This window comes from Sphingobacterium thalpophilum, assembly GCF_038396785.1.
In the GTDB taxonomy this organism is placed as follows: Bacteria; Bacteroidota; Bacteroidia; order Sphingobacteriales; family Sphingobacteriaceae; genus Sphingobacterium; species Sphingobacterium thalpophilum_A.
Window position 1 is genome coordinate 2807418 of record NZ_CP151087.1, and the last position, 21059, is coordinate 2828476.

A 21059-nucleotide genomic window follows, 5' to 3' on the forward strand; every position below is an offset into this window, starting at 1 on the left:
CTACGGACCTTTTTCATGCACTGCCATTAGGCAATAGACAAAGCCGATCTGTTCAGTTAATAGACCAGCAGCTGGCCCAGTTAGTCGGCTAGGGGTCTAAGGGTTCATCTGGATCGATCGTATAAGCCTCTTCTTTTGCCTTGAACTCGATGATCACATCTGAAATTCGTCTACCCAATGTATAGGGAATATACCCCAATTCACGCATGCAACGATCGCCCATCTTTTCCACCGCATCAATGTGCACTTTACTACTGTTAACGATGGCGTATTTATCTTTTGGAAAACCATAATTTAACAGGATACGTACGGTATTACGCAAATTTGTCGTGGTATGTCTCGCATGTGGATCAATCAATATTGCCGCTTCGGGTACTCCCATTACCTCAATCAGATACTTTTTCATTTCTATTGCCTCAATAAAGTACGTCTTATAGGGATGTACTTTACCGCCAGACAACACAATAAAAGGGGCTAATTTTTCAAAGTAGCTTCGGGCTGCCATCCGCGCACGTAACATTCCACCAGGACTAATAGGCTGTCCATACAGCTCGGGGCCTGCACCTAAGGTCAGTAACAGACTATAGGGATAGCTTGCGAAATCGGTATTTTTGACCGCTTCATAAGCTTTCTTGTTTTCGAGTTCAATCAGCGGCTCAAGTTGTGCCGCGTCCCACCGCTCATTAATTTCCAACAAGCGTACAGCAGTCATCATGGTCATAAAAAATGCCGTTTTATGCGTTGGAATATCTTTTCGGATGTCTTGGCGAACATCGTCCAAAAGGTGAAGGTAGGCCGTACGTTTTACATCGAAAGAGATCGAATCTATTTTGGGGTAATTGGGACTTTTACCTCCTCCATAGACGTCCACGACATAATTCATTGCCTTTAAATCCTGTTTCAAGGCTTTCGTAAAATAGGCCTTTGCCGTTTCATGATGCAACACACCATAGGTCATTGATGGAATAAGACTCGCCTGAACAAGCTGGTCCAACTTCTTGTTATGACCAATTTGCTCCGCCAGCTGCTCTGCCAACAGGTCGATTTCGTTATCCTGCCATTTGAAAGCATTCAAATAGCACATGAGATCGGCGCAGCTAGCGCTGTTGTTAAAACGTTCGAACCGTTTTTCCAATACCTGTGCTATCGGCTTGGAGCTGACGAGCTCCTGTATAAGGGCAGAATCTTTTAAAAGCAAATAGGATGCATAATAATTCTTCTTGATCAGCCAATCCTGTGGACCAATAGGCATATTGTTTACCTGACCTTTGGAAATATGCATACAGCATATTCCCAAGACAAGTAACAAGATTTTTCTGATATTCTTTATCATATCCATTCGATAACAGATTAATAACCTGGATTTTGATACATACGTGTCGGATCCAGCTTATATTCATCAAAAGGAATTGGATAGTATCGATCTTTTGTCGAAATATTGGAGATTTTAGCATTTCCATAATCAGCCTGGCTTTTCGTTTTGAAATAAGTCACCAGTTCCTGTGCATTGTAATTACGGATGAGATCAAACCAACGTTGGTTTTCAAATGCCAGTTCCACACGGCGTTCATGCAATATAGCCTCCTTTAAAGTTGGATATTTACTGCGGTAAGCCGTATTCAACATGGAAGCAGCATAGGAAGGCAATCCGGCACGTTCACGTACTTGATCTAACAGCGCGATAGCTTCCGCATCCTTACCCAGATGATACTTGGCCTCGGCCAACAACAGCATCACATCCGCGTAACGGATCAAGATCCAGTCGTTTCCGCCCCAACCATTGGTACCGGCAGCGTCACTGTTATCCCTAAATTTGGTTACAAACCAATCGTTAACCTGGGTATTTGTTGCAAACTTCACAGAGAAATCTTTTCGGATATCGCTTTGCTCGTAATCTTTAACCAAATCTAGTTTTGCCACTTCACCCGCACCGGTCGAGTTATAGCGTGAATTGATGTTTTCTCCCCGTGCTTGATAATTACGGGCAATACTTGAGCTATAGTTTTGGTCTCCCTGTTTATACTGAATCTGAAAAACAAGTTCTTTACAGCTATTTTTCTTGGTCACATCGAAAACATCCGCATAGGGGATTTCGTTCAGTTTACCAAAAGTTCGCATTTGGTAGGCCGCATTGAGGTACTGTTCTGCCTTCGCAAAATTTTCTACACTCCCCGACGTCTGCGTCGCTCCCAACGTTAAGTATACTTGACCCAAAATTGCATTAATGGCCGATTTAGATGCTCTACCAATGACGTAATCTTTCTGTGTATTGGGAAGATTGCTGGACAATGCCTCCGTCAAATCCTTAATGATCTGTTCGTACACAACCGACTCTTTTTGCCGAAAAGCCAATTCATTTGCTTGCTCTTTACTGGTCACCTGTACCGTAGATAATGGAATATCTCCGAATTTACGTACCAGATGGAAATATAATAATGCACGAACGAATTTCGCTTCCGCAATATACCGTCCTTTTAATTCAGCACTTGTAAAAGTCACATCGTCGACATGTGACAGAACCACATTACAGCGACTGATTGCCGCATACATAGCAGACCAATGTGTCTTTAGATAGGTATTACTCGGCAGCAACGAAAAGTCATTGAATTGAAAAGGCTCCCCAGCATTGGATTGGTTATCATTACGTCCTGAATTATCCGAACGTTCTTCGTTATATAATGTACTCGATTCCCCGATCGTGCTTCCCGAACGAAGTGATTGATAGAGGCCGTTGACAGCCAAAAGCACATCATTTTCCGACTTGAAGTAATCATCGATCGTGACGGCATTGGGATTTTTCTGATTTAAGAAATCTTTGGTACATGAAGACAATGCCAACAAAACAAAGGGTAATATATATCTTTTTTTCATCCTGTTATTTTTTTATTTTTCATCAGCCTACGTAACTGCAAATCGCAGTCCTTAGGATTAGTTTTACAATACTAGAGACTATCAAAACGAAGGTTTCCTTGATATTCCCACGCATAATAGCTCCTTGATCCTGCAATTAGAACGTTACTTTCACACCAAGGTTATACGATCGCACCAATGGATAAAGTCCATAATCCACGCCTGGAGTTAAGTTGCCGCGTTGGTTATAATCCGGTTCCGGATTGTAGCCTTTGTATTTGGAAATCGTAAATGGATTGTCCACTGTAGCATAGACCCTCACGCCAGAAAGTGTTAACTTTTCTGCTAGGCTTTTGGGAAGATTGTAGCCCAAAGCAATATTTGTCATCCGCAAGAATGAACCATCCTGCAGATAAAAATCAGAAAGACGCGTACTGTTACTTTGCGTACCGCCACGCGATGCACGGTATACTTTACCATTTCCCGGATTTTGAGCCGAACGGTAGCGATGTGCGACATCCGCATATTGATTGCCGGAACCTTCCATATTGTAGAGGTAATAATCATAGCCATCCAGCACTTTATTCCCTTGGGAGCCATTAAATGATGCGCGTAGATCAAATGCCTTATAGCGTGCGTTGACGGCAAAGCCATAGGTGAAATTAGGATGCGGATTGCCGATCACACGTTTATCGGCATCATTGACGATACCATTGCCGTCAACATCTTCAAAATAAAGATCTCCAGGTTGTAGCGGAGTTGTTGAAGCTGCGGAAGGTGCGACAGTTTTATAGTTTTCCTCCGTGGCAACACCCAAAACTTTAAAGCCGTAGAACATACCAATTGGACTTCCTTCTTGTGTAATATGCGTTAAGTAGGAGCGTTCAGCACCATTCGTCAAGATGGTAGAAGCCCCACCAAGATCGAGCACTTTATTTCTGTTGACATTGATATTCCCGCTCAATCCTAATTCAAATTCATTTTTGCGAATCAATGTTGCATCAATCTGTACATCAAAACCTTTATTCTGCACCTTCGAATTTGGCAAATTGGTCAAGATTGTTGTTGATCCAGATACAGCGGAGAGTGGCTGGTTGAATAATAAATTGAAGGAACGGCTCAGGTAGAAATTGGTCATAATGTTGAGGCGGCCTTTCAACAAACCGAGATCCAGACCGGCGTTGTATTGCGAGGTTGTTTCCCAGCTCAATTTTGGATCAAGTAGATTGCCTGCCGTATAAGAGGTCTCTACTTTATCCCCAAGAATAACACCTGCTGGTGAGTTGATCACGGATATCGCATTGTAATCACCAATATTATTATTTCCACTACGTCCCCAGCTCGCTCTCAGTTTGACAGTCGATTGTTGCCCTAACCAATCCGTATAAAACTCCTCTTTGGAGAGCGTCCACCCTCCTGACACCGACGGGAAAGTTCCCCATTTGCTATTCGGGCCGAAACGGGATGAACCATCGGTACGGATGGAAGCTGAAAGGAAATATTTAGAATCAAAGCTATAGTTTACACGACTAAAGTATGACTGGAGCGTTGTAGTACGTTTGAACGTATCGTCTTTTAGTAATTGGAAATTGGAAGGGTCTGCTCCTTTATCCGTAATTTCCCCAATCGCATTATTATTAAAACCGTTGGCTCTCACACCTTGATAATCGTAATCTGTTCGTTGAGCCGAATAGCCCAATAAAGCGGATACCTGATGTTTACCACCAAAAGTCTTGTTATAGTTTAACGTTGTTTCGACCAATTTGTCCAATTCATTTTTTGTCTTGGCATCTGCATAGGCAGCAGAAATTGCCTGCGGTGAAAACGGTTTGTTGTTTCCATCGGATATACTTGTTGGACGGAAATAATCATACTTCTCGTCGTAAGTAGACAATCCACCGTTTATTTTAAGATTTAGGCCATCAATAATGGAAAAATCTGCAAAGGCGTTGTATACCCCCCTTTTTCCACGACGGTTGTTTTTAATCTCTGTAACATAAGCCAGTGGATTTTCTGGATTCTGGATACCGTAATTGTTCGCCGAAAGATCAGCCATCAGGTATTTAGCATAGGTTCCATCATCATTATAAACTGGCAATGTCGGCAGATAGATTAATGCTGCCATAGACGGACTTCTATCGTAGCGCCCAGTAGTCACCTCATTATTGTCGTTATACGTGAAGGAAACATTAGCACCAACGGTCAATCTCTTGCTGACTTTGCTATCGATATTGGCGCGGAAATTAAAGACCTTTTGATCCGTCCCGAGCATGATCCCTTGTTGATTCTGATAAGATCCACTTAGGAAATAGCGATTTTTTTCGTTACCGCCATAGGTTGATAGATTATGACGTTGGAAAGGTGCATTACGGTATAAGGCGTCCTGCCAATCCGTATCATATTTTGCTTTTTTTGCTGTACCAGACGCAAAGTCATAGTAGTCTTCAGGAATACTTACTGAGCCGGCATTTCCAACATTGGCAATACGTGTTTTATTATCATCAAAGCGTCTACTGTCGCTCCAGGCGATCCCTTTCGTAGCCAGAAGGTCTTTATACGAATTGTTACGACCATCAATCAGGAGATCAATAAACTGTTCCGAATTTAGAACATCGATTTTCTTGGAAAGCTGACCAAAGCCCCCCAATACTTCGTAGTCCACATTACTTTTACCTTCCTTGCCACGCTTGGTCGTAATCAATACAACACCACCAGCGCCACGGGAACCATAGATCGCTGCAGAAGCGGCATCCTTTAAAACATCGATAGACTCAATATCATTGGGGTTGATATTGAGATTGTTCCCTGCTGGATAACCATCAATAACGTACAATGGATCCGAACCAGCATTAATCGATCCCATACCGCGAACACGCATTTTGGTCCCATCGTATGGAGCACCACTTGTTTGCATCACCTGTACGCCTGCTACCTTACCAACCAACGCCTGGGATAACTTTGGTGCGCTCAAATTGAGTTCCTCGGCCTTAACGCTGGCGATTGCGCCCGTGACATCCGACTTTCTGATCCGCTGATATCCGATAGAGATGGTCACCTCTTCCAGTGTGTTCTCGTCGGTCTGTAAGGAAAAGATCTGCCCATTGGATTGGGTAACAGCTTGCACAAGTCTGCTATACCCAATAAAAGAAATACTGAGGTTATCACCCATTTCGGCTTCGATCTGAAAATTTCCTTTTTCGTCAGACTGAACAGATTTTTTACTTTTCAAATTTTGAACGGTTGCTCCGGCGACAGCATTTCCTTGAGCGTCGAGGACACGGCCTTTGACGATCCCCTGTACATGCGTAAATTGTGACGTGGTTAGTGTGAGCGATTTGGCTTGAACAGCGGGTGAGCTCGCTGCAATGGCACATAACAACCAAAAGACATTGTTGGCTTTAAATTTCATAAGTAGCGCATTTGATTTATGGGTACAAGATTACAAATGCTATATGAAGGAAGAGTCAATAAAACATTAACAGTTTTTAACTAAACCGGGTTAGCATGCTATAAAAACTTAACAAAAGGATAACAAAAAACCTAAGATTTATTGCTTAGGCTTCCCCTTAAAAACACTATAAATCCATAAAATCAGAAGATATAAAGTAGCAGCAAAAAGAATATTGCCGATCAATTTTAGAGGTTCAAACTCATGGTATCCGACTTGCTCATTAAGATCAAGGCTATAGCCGCTTCCCTCTCTATAGAATATCCATGGAAATCCTACCGTTAAATTGCCATCGACATCCAGCTCATTGTGATAGAAACAAACTGTCATAATAGCAAAAATACCAATAGTACCAACAAGCACTTTGAATAATGCTGGCACTATTGATGTTTTACGTTGTTCAGGTTTTGCATGCATCATTAAATATAGCAATTCATTTTGATTGCATGTTATAATCACTATAGGTACCTTGGCATTGACTAGCTCGTTCTACACATTTTGATCGTCGTATTTTACAAGGTTGATCAAACTTAACATAGATTTATGCTGTATCCTTCCCATCATCTCCTTTCATGATAAGATGGATGCGGTCCTCTAACACTCTTTTATGCCAAGCATCCAATAGCGATCTTGTTTTTCCGACAAGGTCTCCCCCCTCATTCGTCTCCATCATTTTCACCCACTCTTCTGCAAATTCCCCATATTCAACGATACTATTTTCGGACTGCGTATATTGGATCAAATATTCCATCGCAAATACATTAGCCCAACGGTCGGGGTGTATTGGATCACACATATACTCAGCAATGTCAATCTTATCAATAAATTCCTGTACAACTTCTTCCGGTGTGAAATTGAACAGGTCGCAAAATTGTTTAAACGCTGGCGTTAATTTAATATTTTCTAATGTTTTCATTATTTATTTAATTTAAGAAGTCATCATTTTTTTATCCTAGTTACCTCTATTTAACCGCTGTAAGATTACGCCATCTTCATCAAAAGACAAGTTGTTTCCCGAACTTTCCAAAGGTTGTTTATCACTAAAATTCGTCATCCTTAGTTTCTAGAAGATTATCTAGCCAGACGTGATAAAGTGCAACTCTTCGATCAAGATCCCGATAGAAAAAATAGCGTTTATTAAGCTCCTGCAAATCCATTATAAATCGTTTAAAAAAAGATGTATTACGATATTCCCAATCAATAAGGCCGCCGTAACCGTCATGGACACGATGAATAAATCCCAAAACTGGATTATAAGTGGCTTTATCGAGGTGCATTGCAGCTAAAAAATCAGGTGTTGAGGCCTGCAGCATCATGGTATTGATATAATGCGATGGATGAACGGAATTCATCATGCAGGTCAGCAGAAAATCCTTACTCAATTTAAAGTATATGTTTTCATCTAAATAGATTCGATCTTTAAGCATTACCTTTTTAGCAAAAAGATCATAAAGCTGCGCAGTAATAATACGTCCTCTATTTCTACGTTCGCCGGTACTATAATTTCTATTGACTGCTAATTTTACCTGACGTCGCAATAATTTCATCCCCACATCCCTGTCATTATCTTTGAATTCGATCTTCAAACGATTATGGTCTTTAGGAATTTTATCGTTGATAAAACGTATAGCCCTAGTCGCAATATTATAGCTCGAATTATCTTTAAAATTCTGATCTATAAAAGAGTAATGATCCAAAAACAATTGGATAAAGGCTGGTACAGCGATACCAAAAAGCTCACATATTAACCGAAAATTTCGTGGTACCTCTAAAGGTGCTCCTATTATATCTTCCATATTTTTAATATCTTTTATTTATGTGCGATATAGCGGAAGCCAAAACTCTTGGCTTTAGTTTTCCGCAGCGGTGCACTCCCTTTCTTTCCTACGAACACGCCAATTTCATGCATCAAGCTTTTTATGCAAATTTTTTCTCCCAGATACTTTTCCGCATAACGCCATAGTTCAAGCGGTGTTCTATATTTCTTAAAATAATCCATCTCGATAAGCTTACCCAAAACGATTTCCACTACCATGCAATCGCATGCGAACTGTTCAGCTTGGGCTGAATCTTCTACCCTGATTTCCTCCATTAATTGAAAAAAAGTCATGGTTTCAACGGAATTGATAAAATATTCCATTTGATAGTATCGAATAGCCTTTTCTTCCCAAATCGTCAACTCAAACTGATAGCTAGATTTATTGTCAAATCTACTGATATCTATACCCCTACGATTAAATACCCAACTGAGATGCACCATAACTTCAAGATTTCCGGCTGGGATTTTAAGTTCTTCCATTTCCTTAACATAGGTTTGCTCTTGTCCCATTAAGAAAGCCATTTCTTCACGGGTAAAACCGCAGCTGATCCGATTTAATATCAGGAGATAAATAATACCCGCATAGTACATGGAAAATTCTGCGCGAAATCTCTCTCTGCCAATATCATTAATTAAATTTTGCATGCTCCTCCTTTCGATCAACCGGATAAAAAGAATACCTTCCTTCCACATTTCTGACGACCAACCTGTTTTGCTGAATGAGTCCATACGGCACATTTTTCAAATGCCTTGGATAAATCTGGAGATGAACCTGTTCCGTTTCCTTAACTTTCCGAAACAGTTGCCAAGGAGCTGCACCATGCCCAAAGAATTCCAGACCCAATAGCCCTTCAATCTTTTGGCGCACATGTAACATCGCATCCGATTCAAGCTGGACATCTTTTTCAGCTTTCCATTCCTCAAATTGCAATGCAATTGAAGACTTTTTTTGCGAGACAAACTGCCAAGGAATTTCGATAGAATAATGCCACCTGACCTCGTCCTCTTCAATATGAAGACGGACGAGACGTTCTTCGGTAACTTCATATCTTTCGCGATGGAATTCCATCGGTTCAATGCATGAGCTCATGTATATTCGATCCAGCAAGATCGATTCCTGGGTCAAAAAACTTCGTACCTGATACATTTTTTCAAAGTCTAAATACGCATGAGCTGGTCTACCAACCAAGAACGACAGTTCTTCAGGTCTCCAGCCCTTTTCTATCCTCCGTTTTAGATAGGTGTACCATAGTTGAAAGTCGTGCGAATACATCATTCCCCCAGAGGATGCTTTTTGTGGAGATACTTTTTTGGTCATTATAGTGTACAATTGGTTATTCAAATAATTTAAGCAGCTCATCTTTACTGATCGATTTCATTAGATTGGTCTCATCTAAAATCAGTCCTTCGGATATTCGTTTTTTACTTTCTTGAAGGGCTAAGATGTGCTCCTCAACGGAATCCCGACAAACAATCTTATAAGCCATCACATGCTTTTCTTGCCCTATTCGATAACAACGATCTATCGCCTGTGCTTCGGCAGCAGGATTCCACCAGGGGTCCAAAATATAGACATAGTCGGCAGCCGTTAGATTTAATCCTGTTCCTCCCGCTTTAAGGCTGATGAGAAACACCCGGCATTCGTCCTCGTTCTGAAATCTTTCGACCGCATTTTGCCGCTGATCTTGATTCATCTTACCATCAAGGTAGGCATAAGCTATTCCCTTATTTTCGATTCGTTGAGCCACCAGCTTAAGCATGGAAGTATACGCCGAAAAGAGAAGAATCTTATGATTTGGAGCTACTTCATCCATGATCTCATCAATAAAATCCAATTTAATAGATTCATGACCGAAGCCGCCATCTTTCATCAGAATGGGGGAGTTGCAAAGCTGCCGTAGTTTTTGCAGCGCCTCGATCGCTAAAAATTTGGATTTCGTGGAATCAGCGCTATTCAGATTATTTTCAATCTCTCCCTTGAATATTTTTCTGACCTTATCGTATATTTTCCTTTGCTCTGGAAGCATATCCATATAGAGAATTGTTTCGGTCTTTTCAGGAAGGTCCAAAGCAACCTGTTTTTTTGTACGCCGAAGAATAAAAGGTTGGATCATCTTTTGGAGGCTAGAAGTCGTCTCTTGAACCATATCTACCTCTTTGACACCCTTATATGCCTTATTAAAATTTCGATAATCTCCAAAGAAACCAGGATTAACTAAAGACATTTGCGCATAAATATCTTGTATACCGTTTTCAACTGGCGTTCCTGTCATCGCTACACGGTAATCGGCCTTAACCATTGACAGCACCTCAAAACGCTTCGAATTACGGTTCTTGACGGCTTGGGATTCGTCCATAATCAGATAGCTAAAGTCTAAACTGGTTAAATACGCCGCATCAGTCAACATCGTTCCATATGTCGTAAGAACTACAGTGCCTTCCTCTTCAAAAATAAATGCTTCCCGGTGTTTCCCATGATAGATTTCTATTTTTCGATAGGGGGCGAACTTTTTATATTCATTTTCCCAATTGAACAAAAGAGAGTTCGGGACAACCACTAAAGCAGATTTTCCTGTAGAATGCTGTTGATAAAAGTATTCCAGCACTGTTATAATCTGCAATGTTTTCCCTAAACCCATATCATCAGCCAAAAGGCCGCCCCACTGAAATTCATTCAAAAAAGTGAGCCAGCTAAAACCTACCTGCTGATAAGGTCGTAATTGCGCTTTTAAGCTTCTAGGGATTTCCAAAAGAGGGATTTCATCCAAAGCTGCGAGTTTTTCACGACGTTCCCGAATACTGTCCTGAATAATTTTTTTATCTATTTTATCCAAAACCTTCTGCATAGACACAAGTTGAATTGTATTTAAGACAAAACAATCTTCTTCTCTTCTTCCTCCTAAAAACAATGGCCTGAAGATTTCTCGGTCAGCGCGGCGTATAATGCCAAAAGCCCCTTCAGTAAGAGTAAAAACTTTATCTGTTCCCATAATCAAATCCTCAAATTCATCCATTGAAATTGTGTGTCTTCCAAATTTCGGCCCCAGTAGAATTGAACATAGGTTATTTTCCAAACGGATATTACGTACAGTACAATTTAGAGGGAAAGGATAGTATGCGCTACCTTGCTGAAGATGGTCAATTTCTAACGAAATTTCATTGAGAGAGCAGCTTTCCATGAAATCAAATAGCCAAGTGGTATTTTCAATTTCTTTCAAAGGAATCAACCAGTTATTTTCTAATGCTGTCTCCTTAAGAATCGGATGTTGTGTTTTAACAAATTCCTGAAAAACCTGTTCTTCGAGCTTATCCCTTTCAAAATATGCCAATTGATTCTGTCTCTCCCCTAAAATCAAATTGCTACTGGAGTTTAACAAAAACCTACCCTCTTTCTCATATTCGGCAAAAGCCGCTATACAAAGGAATTGGTCAATTACAGAAATAGTAGCTATTTTTTTAAACGGCTTAAAGACTTGAGGAATTGTCATATTTTCCCCTACCCTATTTAAGATGACAAGTTCCGCTATTTTTGATAGGGGTATCAGATAATCGTTTAAGAAGGCATGATAATTCTCTTTAAAGACAGTCAATCTATATTTCCATTGTCTAAACTTTTGCAATACTCCAGCCTGGGTCAGATTATCAATAAATAAAATTTCCTCGTTAGATATTTTCAGAAAGAAACAATTTTCATCCCCCAAAAACTCAGGACAATCTATTAGCTGGTTTCTGTAATAGAGACAAATTCGCATTTTCAGATATTGATCCTGATCATCAATTTCGACTTTGAGCTGCAAATTCCCCCGTGCTTTAGTTAATGTAGCGGCACCCAGCACGCTCGAATTTTTCAAATTAATCTGATGTGCAAATCGATAGCGTTTAAATGTTTGGGCAAAACGTAATTTAATTGGAAACGGAGGATCCTCCAGTAAATCACGCCATATCTGTATAATTTCCCATTGTTTCCGCTCGAAGTAGTTGATATCTTCACTGATTAGATCCTTCTTCTCTTCCCGAAGTATTTTATCTTCATAAAGGAGGGCGGCAAATCGACGACTGAACAATTCCAGATACTGATCATAAGAATTTAAAGACATCTTCAAGTTACTTTCGTCCAATAGATAAGAGTGCGAAAAGGAACGAGAGCGTTTAAATTTATAATGAAAAGGAAAAAAAACAGGCAGACCAAAAGCGGAAAAATTTATTGTAACAAAAAAACATACTTCATCGTTTCGCTTTAAATCGAGATATCCTTCCAAGTTACGTGCAGGCAGACGAAGTCCATTCTCATAATCATTAGTAGCTAAACGATAAAATCGTCCATATTCATTATTCATTTCTACAGTTAACTCCGCATAAGAATAGTTCTCACAGACCTTAAATGGCACGATCTTTTTCTTCCATGGTGGCAAATTGTTGATTTCAGCCCGATATAGGCCCTTTAAATAATTTGGGCAACTATCCAGTAATTTATTCGATAACAGGGTTGCTTCGTGTACGCAAAGCCCTGCTACATCGTCGCTACAAGAACAATTAATGCTGAGGTGTTCCGTAGTCAGCTCGACTTTAACCGTAGTACCCGAGAACTTTTTTAACTTAAGTTCATATTTCGGTGGATACGGTCGGACCTGAATAACAATATTCTCTCGTTCCATAAATGGAATCTCATCATCAGCATAATATTTGCTCAGGTAGCGCGGAGTCATTCTCCCTATAAATCCATCTTCCCAAGGAATTACAAGAGGTTCACTAGAATTTCTTTTTGGAAGTATTTTTTCGGCTGAACGGATCTTAGCATCCGTCGTAATGCAGTTAAAGCCAATTCCCATCATATCACTTCGTTTAATTTACCTTCAGATTTCACTTCCATATATTTTATACTTCGGTCGCACAAATCGACAAAGAAATCTGTAATTTCTCTCGCTTTTGACCTAAAGTAGTCCATATCAAGCTGAGCTAATTGTGAAGGAAGCTCATAGACCCGCCCTTTCATCTGTTTTAATAACTCTGCATTCAATATTTCTTCTACATCACCTCTAGCGGTAAAAAACTCCTTCACCTTTTTATCACAGATACAGGTCCAGTCCACCAGATCGGCTATCGTCACATTCATTGGGGCATAACCGATCCGTAGGTAGAGATAACTGTATAGTCCAATTGAAGTCAATTGATTTAAAAATAATACAGCCAATTGTGGACTAGCAAGTCCTTCAAAAGCAAATACACCTAGCAGATCCTGCATGAGTTTTGAATTGCGTGTCCATGAAATGGATGTCTTAAACAATGTATCATGCCAATTGATCGGAGAAACGGAATACGTCGGTTTATAACTCGGACGACGGTAAACAACAACAGATTCATTCCAGATGGTATGGGAGAAACGGCTGCCCAGATCCAGTTTTGTTGCCAGGAAATCTGTACTCATAAAAGCTACAATTGCAGTAACTCCACCATAAACGATTTTTCGAAAATGACAGTGACCTATTTTCTTTTTTATTACTGCAAGGTAGATTTCTGCCTTTTCATTTTCCTGCGGTGGAAAATGAAAAAGTCCTTTCCCATGCGCATCGCTGACGTAATAATTGAGCAGCATCATTTGTTCGGGATTATTCTCCTGACGAATCTGAGCCAGCACATGAAGTATATCTGTCTCATACCGCTCCGGCCAAGGAAATGCATGAAACTGCGAGGCCGTAGCATTCGATAATGCAGCGTCCTTCGCCGCCAGATTACCTACTGCAACTTCGACGTTTTTATTCGCGACTTTTTGTTCCGCTATTGCCAACAATTTTTCATAGCCCGCTTTAAGGCCTTCCATAAAACTCAGGTACAGCTGTTCAATCGTATAAAGAACAAACTTGCAATGCTCATAAAGCCAGGAGGCGTCAAAGGCGGAGATTTCGAGGTCTTTATTTTGCTTCACCGCATCAAAGGCACTGTCCAATAATCTAAAACGTTTCTTTTCTTCCTCATCCTTTCCGACAAGGGTCTCCCTTAACATGGAAAAATGTTCATTGAGGCTTTTAATTCTGTTGCTAACATGATGTACATTATTGGCTTTTCCGTCAATCATTAGCTGTAAAAAACGCAAATGATTTTCCATACTTTGATGTAACATAAATACAGCCCTTTGATAGTTCACCTGCTGACCAAATGTTTCAGCCCCCTGTAGGAATCCCGCTGAAATAGGCAAGAGCTTCTGGTAATATTCATCAGCTATTTCTAGGACACTTTTTAGTTCTTTCGCTTGAAGGGGTGGGTTCTTTTTGCTACTAGCCTGATATATGGTATTTTCGGGTAGGGAGGCATAGGAATAATACAGGCTGCCCACTTTGACTTTACTGAGCATTTCAGCAATTGGCACCAGCTCAAAGGAAATATTCTTCTGGTCCATTAAACATAATTCCACAATAGGTTTTAATACCTTCGGTGAAAGCCCGCTCACATGCTTGAGCGCAAGAAGCAAATGATAATGATCCTGCCCGAGAAACTGATATTTAAAAAGATAGGCACGATCGAGATCCATACGCTGAGAAAGCCGATCGATAATTAATTGGCTATTAATTTCCATACTAAATGATTTAAGATTAAAAATTTGGCACAATAAATTACCCCAACAGATCAGACTGTTACAGATCATTATTGCAAATAATCAATACTTTATTGTAAAAAAACAGTATTACAACCAAGGAGACTAAAGAGGGGTTAACACATTATTACATATAGACGTTCGCCCCTTGGCTTTTCAGGAAATACCAGCATTTAAATCAACATGTATTCAAATCATTCATTTAGCGAAAAAGTGTTTCACCGTCGCTGGCAATATAGACAGAGAAAACACTTTGTTTTCCCATGAAAAGAAAAACAAAATAGAATACATTAATATAGTTTATATATACAAATATATAAATAAACAAAACCAAATCAAAATATTATTTATCATTAAAGTTTAAAATAAAGGATACCGGCCTGTACATAGACACACGACCATTTATTTCCAGCTTTTACACATTATAAATATATGCTGCGAATTGTAAACAACTCACGAATCAATTATATATTTCTACTATTTTTAGGCTATTCAATTATTAAGCTATCAGAAAATACGCTATTTCTTTAATTGCATTAATTTTAACAACGATATCCATGACCAATACCAAATTATTCCTCATCTTTTGTCTTGTTTTCTTTGTTCGACCAATATATGGTCAAATCACCTGCAACTGTTCACAGGCACTTAAGCAATTAATTGTAAAAATAGAGAGCGAGTACCCTGGTTTTCCAGAAAAAACCAAGCAGAATAAGGACCTGTACCAAGCTAAAAAAAATATATTGACGAAGAAAAGCTTGCTGGTTTCAAATGGAAGCTGTATGGGACTTTTGCAGGAATATCTTGACTTCTTCCAGGATGAACACATTGTCTTAGATGATCTTTCCAAAAAGAAAAATGCTCCACAGACAAGTACCGAAAACCCAAAGGCAGAACCAGAAGAGGAAATAAGTTCAAAATCGATCAGTCCCGATATATTTTATATTAAGATCTCAAGCTTCGGGTACGAAAACATAGCCCCTTTCAAAGAGCTGATCGAAAAAAACAAAGAAAAGATCGAAAGCAGTAAAGGACTTATTATAGATGTACGAAACAATGGTGGTGGAACGGACGATGTATACCAGCCCCTATTGCCCTATATCTTAACTAACCCGATCCGGATTATGAGTGTTGAGTTTTTTGCGACACAAACCTTAGTCAATGGGTTGCGTGATTATGCCATCAAGAATATCAAGCAGGATTCTCTGAATGAAGTAAAAAGAATTGACGAAGATCTGCGGGAATACAGGGAGAATATCGGAAAATTTGTACTGTATGGTGACAAGAAGGTGATCATAGATACGATTGCTATTAATAAAAAAAGTCCGCAACAGGTCATTATCCTAGCCAATAGAAATGTAGCCAGTTCAGCGGAGAATTTTTTATTCAGTTCCCGCCAGAGCAAAAAAGTAAAAATCATGGGAACCCCGAGTATGGGTGCCCTTGACTATGGCTCTATACGTGAGTTCAAATTTGGTTGCGACAACTACCAGCTCCTTTTGCCAACCTACCGATCTACCCGTTTACCGCAATATCCGATTGACAATATAGGTATACACAGCCCGATATCTATATGGATGAATCCATTTCAGACTGGATCAATTTTGCGGTGCGTTACATCAATGAATAATCAATAATTGCGATAAAGTATAACGTTGGCGAGTATGAAAAATATCTTAAAAATGGGAATAATAAGTGCTTTGATAGGCCTGCTCTTTTCCTGCAAAGAGCAAGTGAATCCTTTGTCTGAAGATTACTACAAAAAGAGCGGTGCGATTTATTTTATACCGGGCGGAAACGGCTTTGAACGAGGTTCGAGAAAGATGGTTGCCGATCTGGCAAGTTTTGCTGTGATCAAAGAGGTCTATGCCCGCGATAAAGATCACGTCTATTTTATGGGATGCCCGCAAGAGCTGGTCGATGTAAAGACATTTCAACTGAAAAACAACATTCCAATCGATCAGGAGCATGTATTCAAGTTTGAAGGTTTTGCTTCGGCTACTTCAACGTGTAGCCAAAATCAGCTCACCATTATCGAAAGAGCAGATCCTGCAACTTATACAACATTATATCATCAACTTCCAGCACTAGCTAAAGATAAAGCACATTACTTTTATAGGTATCAACCGCTGAACGTCGACTATGCTTCATTCAACGTAGTTAACAGTAATTTTGTAAAAGATAAAAATCAGCTTTTCGTAGTAACAGACAAAGCGATTCTTCCGCTCCACTATAAAACAGAGAACGTTAAGGCTTTCAATATAGCCTATCTACTACTGAATGACCGAATACTGCTCTACTACGAGCCTTATCAAAACATCGGCATACGGGAGATCGAACTTCCCTCGTCAAACAACATAAAATTCCTCAATGAGAAAATGGTAATCATTGACCAATTGGTGATTATCTCGGGTAAGAAATTTGGATACTCAGAGGTTGATGCAGATAGCTTCGAGCTATTGGAAGGGGCAAATGGAAAAGTCCTGTGGTCGCGCGACAAAAATCATGTCTATTACGAGCAACAATTATTTGCCGAAGCAGATCCGAAAACCTTCGAGGTTCTCAAGTTCGCTGTAGCGAAAGATGCGAACCACATTTTCATTGGAAATAAAATATTCAATGGCCCTGATGTAAAAAGCTTCAGAAAGGTTGATAAGTCGCGAGTAAACCATGATTTCGAAGATGACCTGGGCAACAAATACTGGTACCAAACCAACAAAGGGGAGGTTATTTTGGTTCCGGTTACTAAAAAGTGATCACACTAATCGGCTCAACAATAAGCGAAATTTGAGCCGATTAACCAATTTAATCGGCTCAACCCCAAAATTAGCGCTGCTCCTTCCCGATATCATCTGTCCAACCAACGGTTAATATTACACGCCAACAGGCTATAACTTACAATATACGGTATTCCATTTCACTTTCATTACACTAAATCTCTCCTGATTGCCGCCAAGATAATCACTGAAATCGGCTATTTTTCCAAAGCTTGTTTTCCACTACTTTAGTTTCTAAACCAAGGGGGTTCAGCGCGTGTACGATTTGCAATTCGGACTCAATCAACACGAGCAACTGCAACAACATGAGAGCTGCAAACAACCAGGTTCAATTAATTGAAAAAGGATGATCAAATCATTATTGCTAAGTATAACAACTATGCTATGTATCACAGCATGTGCACAGGAATCCGCCATAATCACAAAAAATGACCGGGTTAAATGGATTCCCTATCAAACCAAAAACAAGCAGTTTGTCTATGTCGACAGCGCATTCCAGAAGAAGCTATCCCAAGAGTTCCATTGGGCTCAGCCTTTCACGTCCACAGGATATGCACTGGTAGCCAATGAAAAGGATCAAACGGGGATCATTAACAGCGAAGGTGAATTTATCGAACATTATTCCGACACAGATTTACAGCTCTTAGACCTCAAGCAGCTGACTCTTCTGATGAAACGCCAGGAATATGAAAAGAAATTGCCCTTCTGGAAATGGGACTGGAATATCCTAAGCAGTTATATCAAGAAAACAGCTACTTATGTTAAGCTTGAAATACGGGTATTGGAAAGTAATCAGGTCCTGTTGAAAAAAGATATTCCTTACGATGAGAACGAGTATAACCTTGCAACTTACCCCTTAGACGATAAGTACCTGATCCTCAATGGAAACCTATATCTGCTAAAAGATCAAAAACTTAAGAAAATAGAAGAACACATTGAAATGCCCTTGGAAAACGGTCGTTATATTCCAGCATCAGCAAACAGTTTTGCCATCCTTGATATCAAAAGCAAAAAACCGGTTTTATCCGCTTTGACAGGCATTGACAAAATAGGCCTTCTTTGGAAAAATGAGGCCATACAGCTCGATTCCATCAATCAGGAGCGCTACAGCCCAACAATCCCCAAACTACTAAAGGACAATAATACAGGGACTATATATGCCTTTCCACAATACGACAAAGCTTTTCCAAAACAAATTAGACAAGCCAATGCTTCACAGATTGCCTTTCTAAAAGAAATATCCTTAGTTTATTCGGTGACCAATTCGCCCTATTTTATTCTGGGCAGGTTTAACTACGATCATGTGATCTGGGCTTATGATTGGCTATATATAGATAAAGATGGCAACTTATTGGACACCATCAAAGCCCCGAATTTCTATATCCTGGATCAGGTGGGTAATTTGGTGTGGCCAGACAAACACATGTTACTCACCTCGAATGCCATGGAAAAGAATTGGAAGACCGGAAAAATAAAATACATCGATTCATCAGAAGATCTTTATTTAATTGATGTAAAACGAGGTGATCTGCAACCTACAAAAGGCCTATGGAATTCAAGTGCAAAGACTTGGGATATAAACCCCGATTTCGAACATATTGAAACCTTAGATGGTAAACGACAAATCTTCGCATTACAGGAACATAAAGATGGTCGCTATACTTTATACAACAATAAGACAAAACAGCGAATCGGCAACAAAAGCTACATGACCATCAACCCCAACGGTTGGGTACAACCTAGAAATGAGCAGAATCGGGACGAGGGCTATTTTATTGACATTGCTACGGGCAAGGAATATAAAGAATAAAAATATACCGTTCAATTTCAGCTGAAATTCCCAAGATTAATTTATAACAGACAAAATATACTCTTTAAGATTTATTAACTTTAAAGGAATACTGAGTTATTAGCTTTGTCCAATTAAAACTGATCTTGTGAGCGAATTATTGATAGCATCATTAAAGCAGGGTGACCACTTTGCCATGGAACAGATTTTTAATCTGTATTGGGAAGCCATATTTGATGCAGCTTTTAAGAAAATAGGTGACGAAAATGTGGCTCAGGACATTACCCAGGAAATCTTCATTTCGCTTTGGGAAAACCGTGAACAGGTCATCATATCTGGTGGCCTTGCAGCCTATCTACATGGGGCTGTAAAATTCAAAGTAATCAACCATTTTCGGAATACAATAGTTAAAGATGGATACAAAGCCGAACTAGCGACTTTAATGAACCAACAATATGCAGATTCAGCAGACGATTTGCTGATCTTAAAAGATGCGCAACAAAAAGTTGAAGAAGCGTTGATGCAGCTTCCCGAACGTATGCGGCTGGTCGTCACAATGAGTCGCAAGCAAGAAAAATCAATCAAGGAAATTGCGAGCGAGCTGAATGTATCGGTACAAACCGTCAAGAATCAAATTACCTCGGCCATGAAACTGCTCAAAAAAAGCCTCTCTTAGGCAGTTCCTACATTTTTTTGAGTGTTAACAATAATTTAATATACTCCTAATATTTTCGACTAGTACCATTTCCCATTTGAAGTGACATGTATTCAAATGATGGAAGAAAAAGCTAAGCAGCTACTGCAAAAATATTTAAATGGAGAGGCCAGCGCCGCCGAGATTAAACAAGTCGAAGATTGGTACGCCCAACTGGATAACGCATCAAAAAAAATTCCGCAGGAACGCAAAGCAGCCTTGCGCGAACAATTATTGGCCAATATCCAGTCCGGTATTTCAGAAAAGGAAAGTAAACGACCTTCCCTGCTGTACTCACCTGTATTCAAAATAGCGGCCGCTATTTTAATGATTGCTTCCATAGGACTTCTTTATTGGAAAGTAAATAATCAACCTATCGCACCATCTGCGCAGATCGTCACAACAACCCTTGCAGGTGAACATAAAAAGATTGTATTGGCAGATGGTTCGGAAATTATCATGGAACCATCTTCAAAAATCAGCTATCCAAGTACATTCAAGGGAAATATCCGTGAAATAGCACTTACCGAGGGGGAAGCCTTCTTTGCTATTGCCCACGACGAACAACACCCATTTCAGGTACAGCTTGCATCCAAGCTAGCGGTTAAAGTATTGGGTACCTCCTTTCGGATAAAAGCTTATCAGGCTTCCGACCAAGTCGAAGTCACCGTTGCTACCGGTAAGGTAGCGGTACAGCAACAAGATAAAATCTTGGGTATATTAACCAAAAACCAAAGTCTATGTTACAGCAAAGAAACCGCTCAATCTTCGCGTAGCGTGGTCGAAAAAAACACAGCTGTCGCCATAGCGTTTGATGGAACAAACCTCCAAGAGGTCGCAAAAAAACTGGAATATATCTACAACATTGAAATTATCTTAAAGGATACATCGCTTTCGGCCCTAAAAACAACAGCCACCTTCAATAGCACACAAAGTCCAGCCGAAATACTGGATATTATCTGCAGCCTGCATCACCTTAAGTACAGGACGATTGAAAAGGATAAAATATTTAAAATCCAAAAATAATGTCTAAAAATTTACCTAAAACATCTTAGTCACCATGCGCAATTCATTACCTAATCATTACAAAAAA

General features: G+C 39.8%; 15 protein-coding genes. 5 read left to right on the plus strand and 10 right to left on the minus strand.

Annotated features, from left to right (window positions below):
• Positions 1-88: 88 nt before the first annotated feature.
• The 10 genes from AACH28_RS12435 to AACH28_RS12480 all read right to left on the minus strand — a co-directional run bounded on the left by AACH28_RS12435 (position 89) and on the right by AACH28_RS12480 (position 14688).
• The gene (locus AACH28_RS12435) at positions 89-1333 is read right to left on the minus strand and encodes a YdcF family protein (protein WP_341833067.1); all 1245 of its coding nucleotides are present in this window, start codon (positions 1331-1333) and stop codon (positions 89-91) included.
• A gap of 17 nt (positions 1334-1350) precedes the next feature.
• The gene (locus tag AACH28_RS12440) at positions 1351-2871 is read right to left on the minus strand and encodes a RagB/SusD family nutrient uptake outer membrane protein (RefSeq protein ID WP_341833068.1); all 1521 of its coding nucleotides are present in this window, start codon (positions 2869-2871) and stop codon (positions 1351-1353) included.
• 136 nt (positions 2872-3007) lie between these two features.
• Positions 3008-6259, minus strand: a complete 3252-nt coding sequence (locus AACH28_RS12445; protein WP_341833069.1) for a TonB-dependent receptor — start codon at positions 6257-6259, stop codon at positions 3008-3010.
• 138 nt (positions 6260-6397) lie between these two features.
• Entirely contained in the window at positions 6398-6718 is a 321-nt protein-coding gene (locus AACH28_RS12450) for a hypothetical protein (protein WP_341833070.1), read from the minus strand.
• 121 nt (positions 6719-6839) lie between these two features.
• Positions 6840-7214: a hypothetical protein gene (locus AACH28_RS12455; RefSeq protein ID WP_341833071.1), complete on the minus strand. Its 375-nt coding sequence runs from the start codon at positions 7212-7214 to the stop codon at positions 6840-6842.
• 124 nt (positions 7215-7338) lie between these two features.
• Entirely contained in the window at positions 7339-8094 is a 756-nt protein-coding gene (locus AACH28_RS12460) for a hypothetical protein (RefSeq protein WP_341833072.1), read from the minus strand.
• A gap of 14 nt (positions 8095-8108) precedes the next feature.
• Complete coding sequence (locus AACH28_RS12465) at positions 8109-8762, minus strand: hypothetical protein (protein ID WP_075991007.1); 654 nt, start codon at positions 8760-8762, stop codon at positions 8109-8111.
• Positions 8746-9435: a hypothetical protein gene (locus AACH28_RS12470; RefSeq protein WP_341833073.1), complete on the minus strand. Its 690-nt coding sequence runs from the start codon at positions 9433-9435 to the stop codon at positions 8746-8748. Before AACH28_RS12470 ends, AACH28_RS12465 begins: the two co-directional genes overlap by 17 nt.
• Positions 9436-9451: 16 nt before the next feature.
• Positions 9452-12949: a DEAD/DEAH box helicase gene (locus tag AACH28_RS12475; RefSeq protein WP_341833074.1), complete on the minus strand. Its 3498-nt coding sequence runs from the start codon at positions 12947-12949 to the stop codon at positions 9452-9454.
• Positions 12946-14688 carry a hypothetical protein gene (locus AACH28_RS12480; RefSeq protein WP_341833075.1) on the minus strand — a complete coding sequence of 581 codons (1743 nt, stop codon included), beginning with the start codon at positions 14686-14688 and terminating at the stop codon, positions 12946-12948. The genes AACH28_RS12475 and AACH28_RS12480 overlap by 4 nt, the downstream gene beginning before the upstream one ends.
• Positions 14689-15263: 575 nt before the next feature.
• Here AACH28_RS12480 and AACH28_RS12485 point away from each other — a divergent pair.
• The 5 genes from AACH28_RS12485 (at position 15264) to AACH28_RS12505 (ending at position 20992) form a co-directional block, all read left to right on the plus strand.
• Positions 15264-16343 (plus strand): S41 family peptidase, encoded by a 1080-nt coding sequence (locus AACH28_RS12485; RefSeq protein WP_341833076.1) that lies wholly within the window; start codon positions 15264-15266, stop codon positions 16341-16343.
• 27 nt (positions 16344-16370) lie between these two features.
• Positions 16371-17462: a DKNYY domain-containing protein gene (locus AACH28_RS12490; protein WP_341833077.1), complete on the plus strand. Its 1092-nt coding sequence runs from the start codon at positions 16371-16373 to the stop codon at positions 17460-17462.
• Between the two features lie 367 nt (positions 17463-17829).
• Positions 17830-19293, plus strand: coding sequence for a hypothetical protein (locus AACH28_RS12495; RefSeq protein ID WP_341833078.1), 1464 nt, complete (start codon positions 17830-17832; stop codon positions 19291-19293).
• Between the two features lie 127 nt (positions 19294-19420).
• Entirely contained in the window at positions 19421-19948 is a 528-nt protein-coding gene (locus AACH28_RS12500; RefSeq protein ID WP_341833079.1) for an RNA polymerase sigma-70 factor, read from the plus strand.
• A gap of 96 nt (positions 19949-20044) precedes the next feature.
• Positions 20045-20992 (plus strand): FecR domain-containing protein, encoded by a 948-nt coding sequence (locus AACH28_RS12505; RefSeq protein ID WP_341833080.1) that lies wholly within the window; start codon positions 20045-20047, stop codon positions 20990-20992.
• Positions 20993-21059 lie beyond the last annotated feature (67 nt).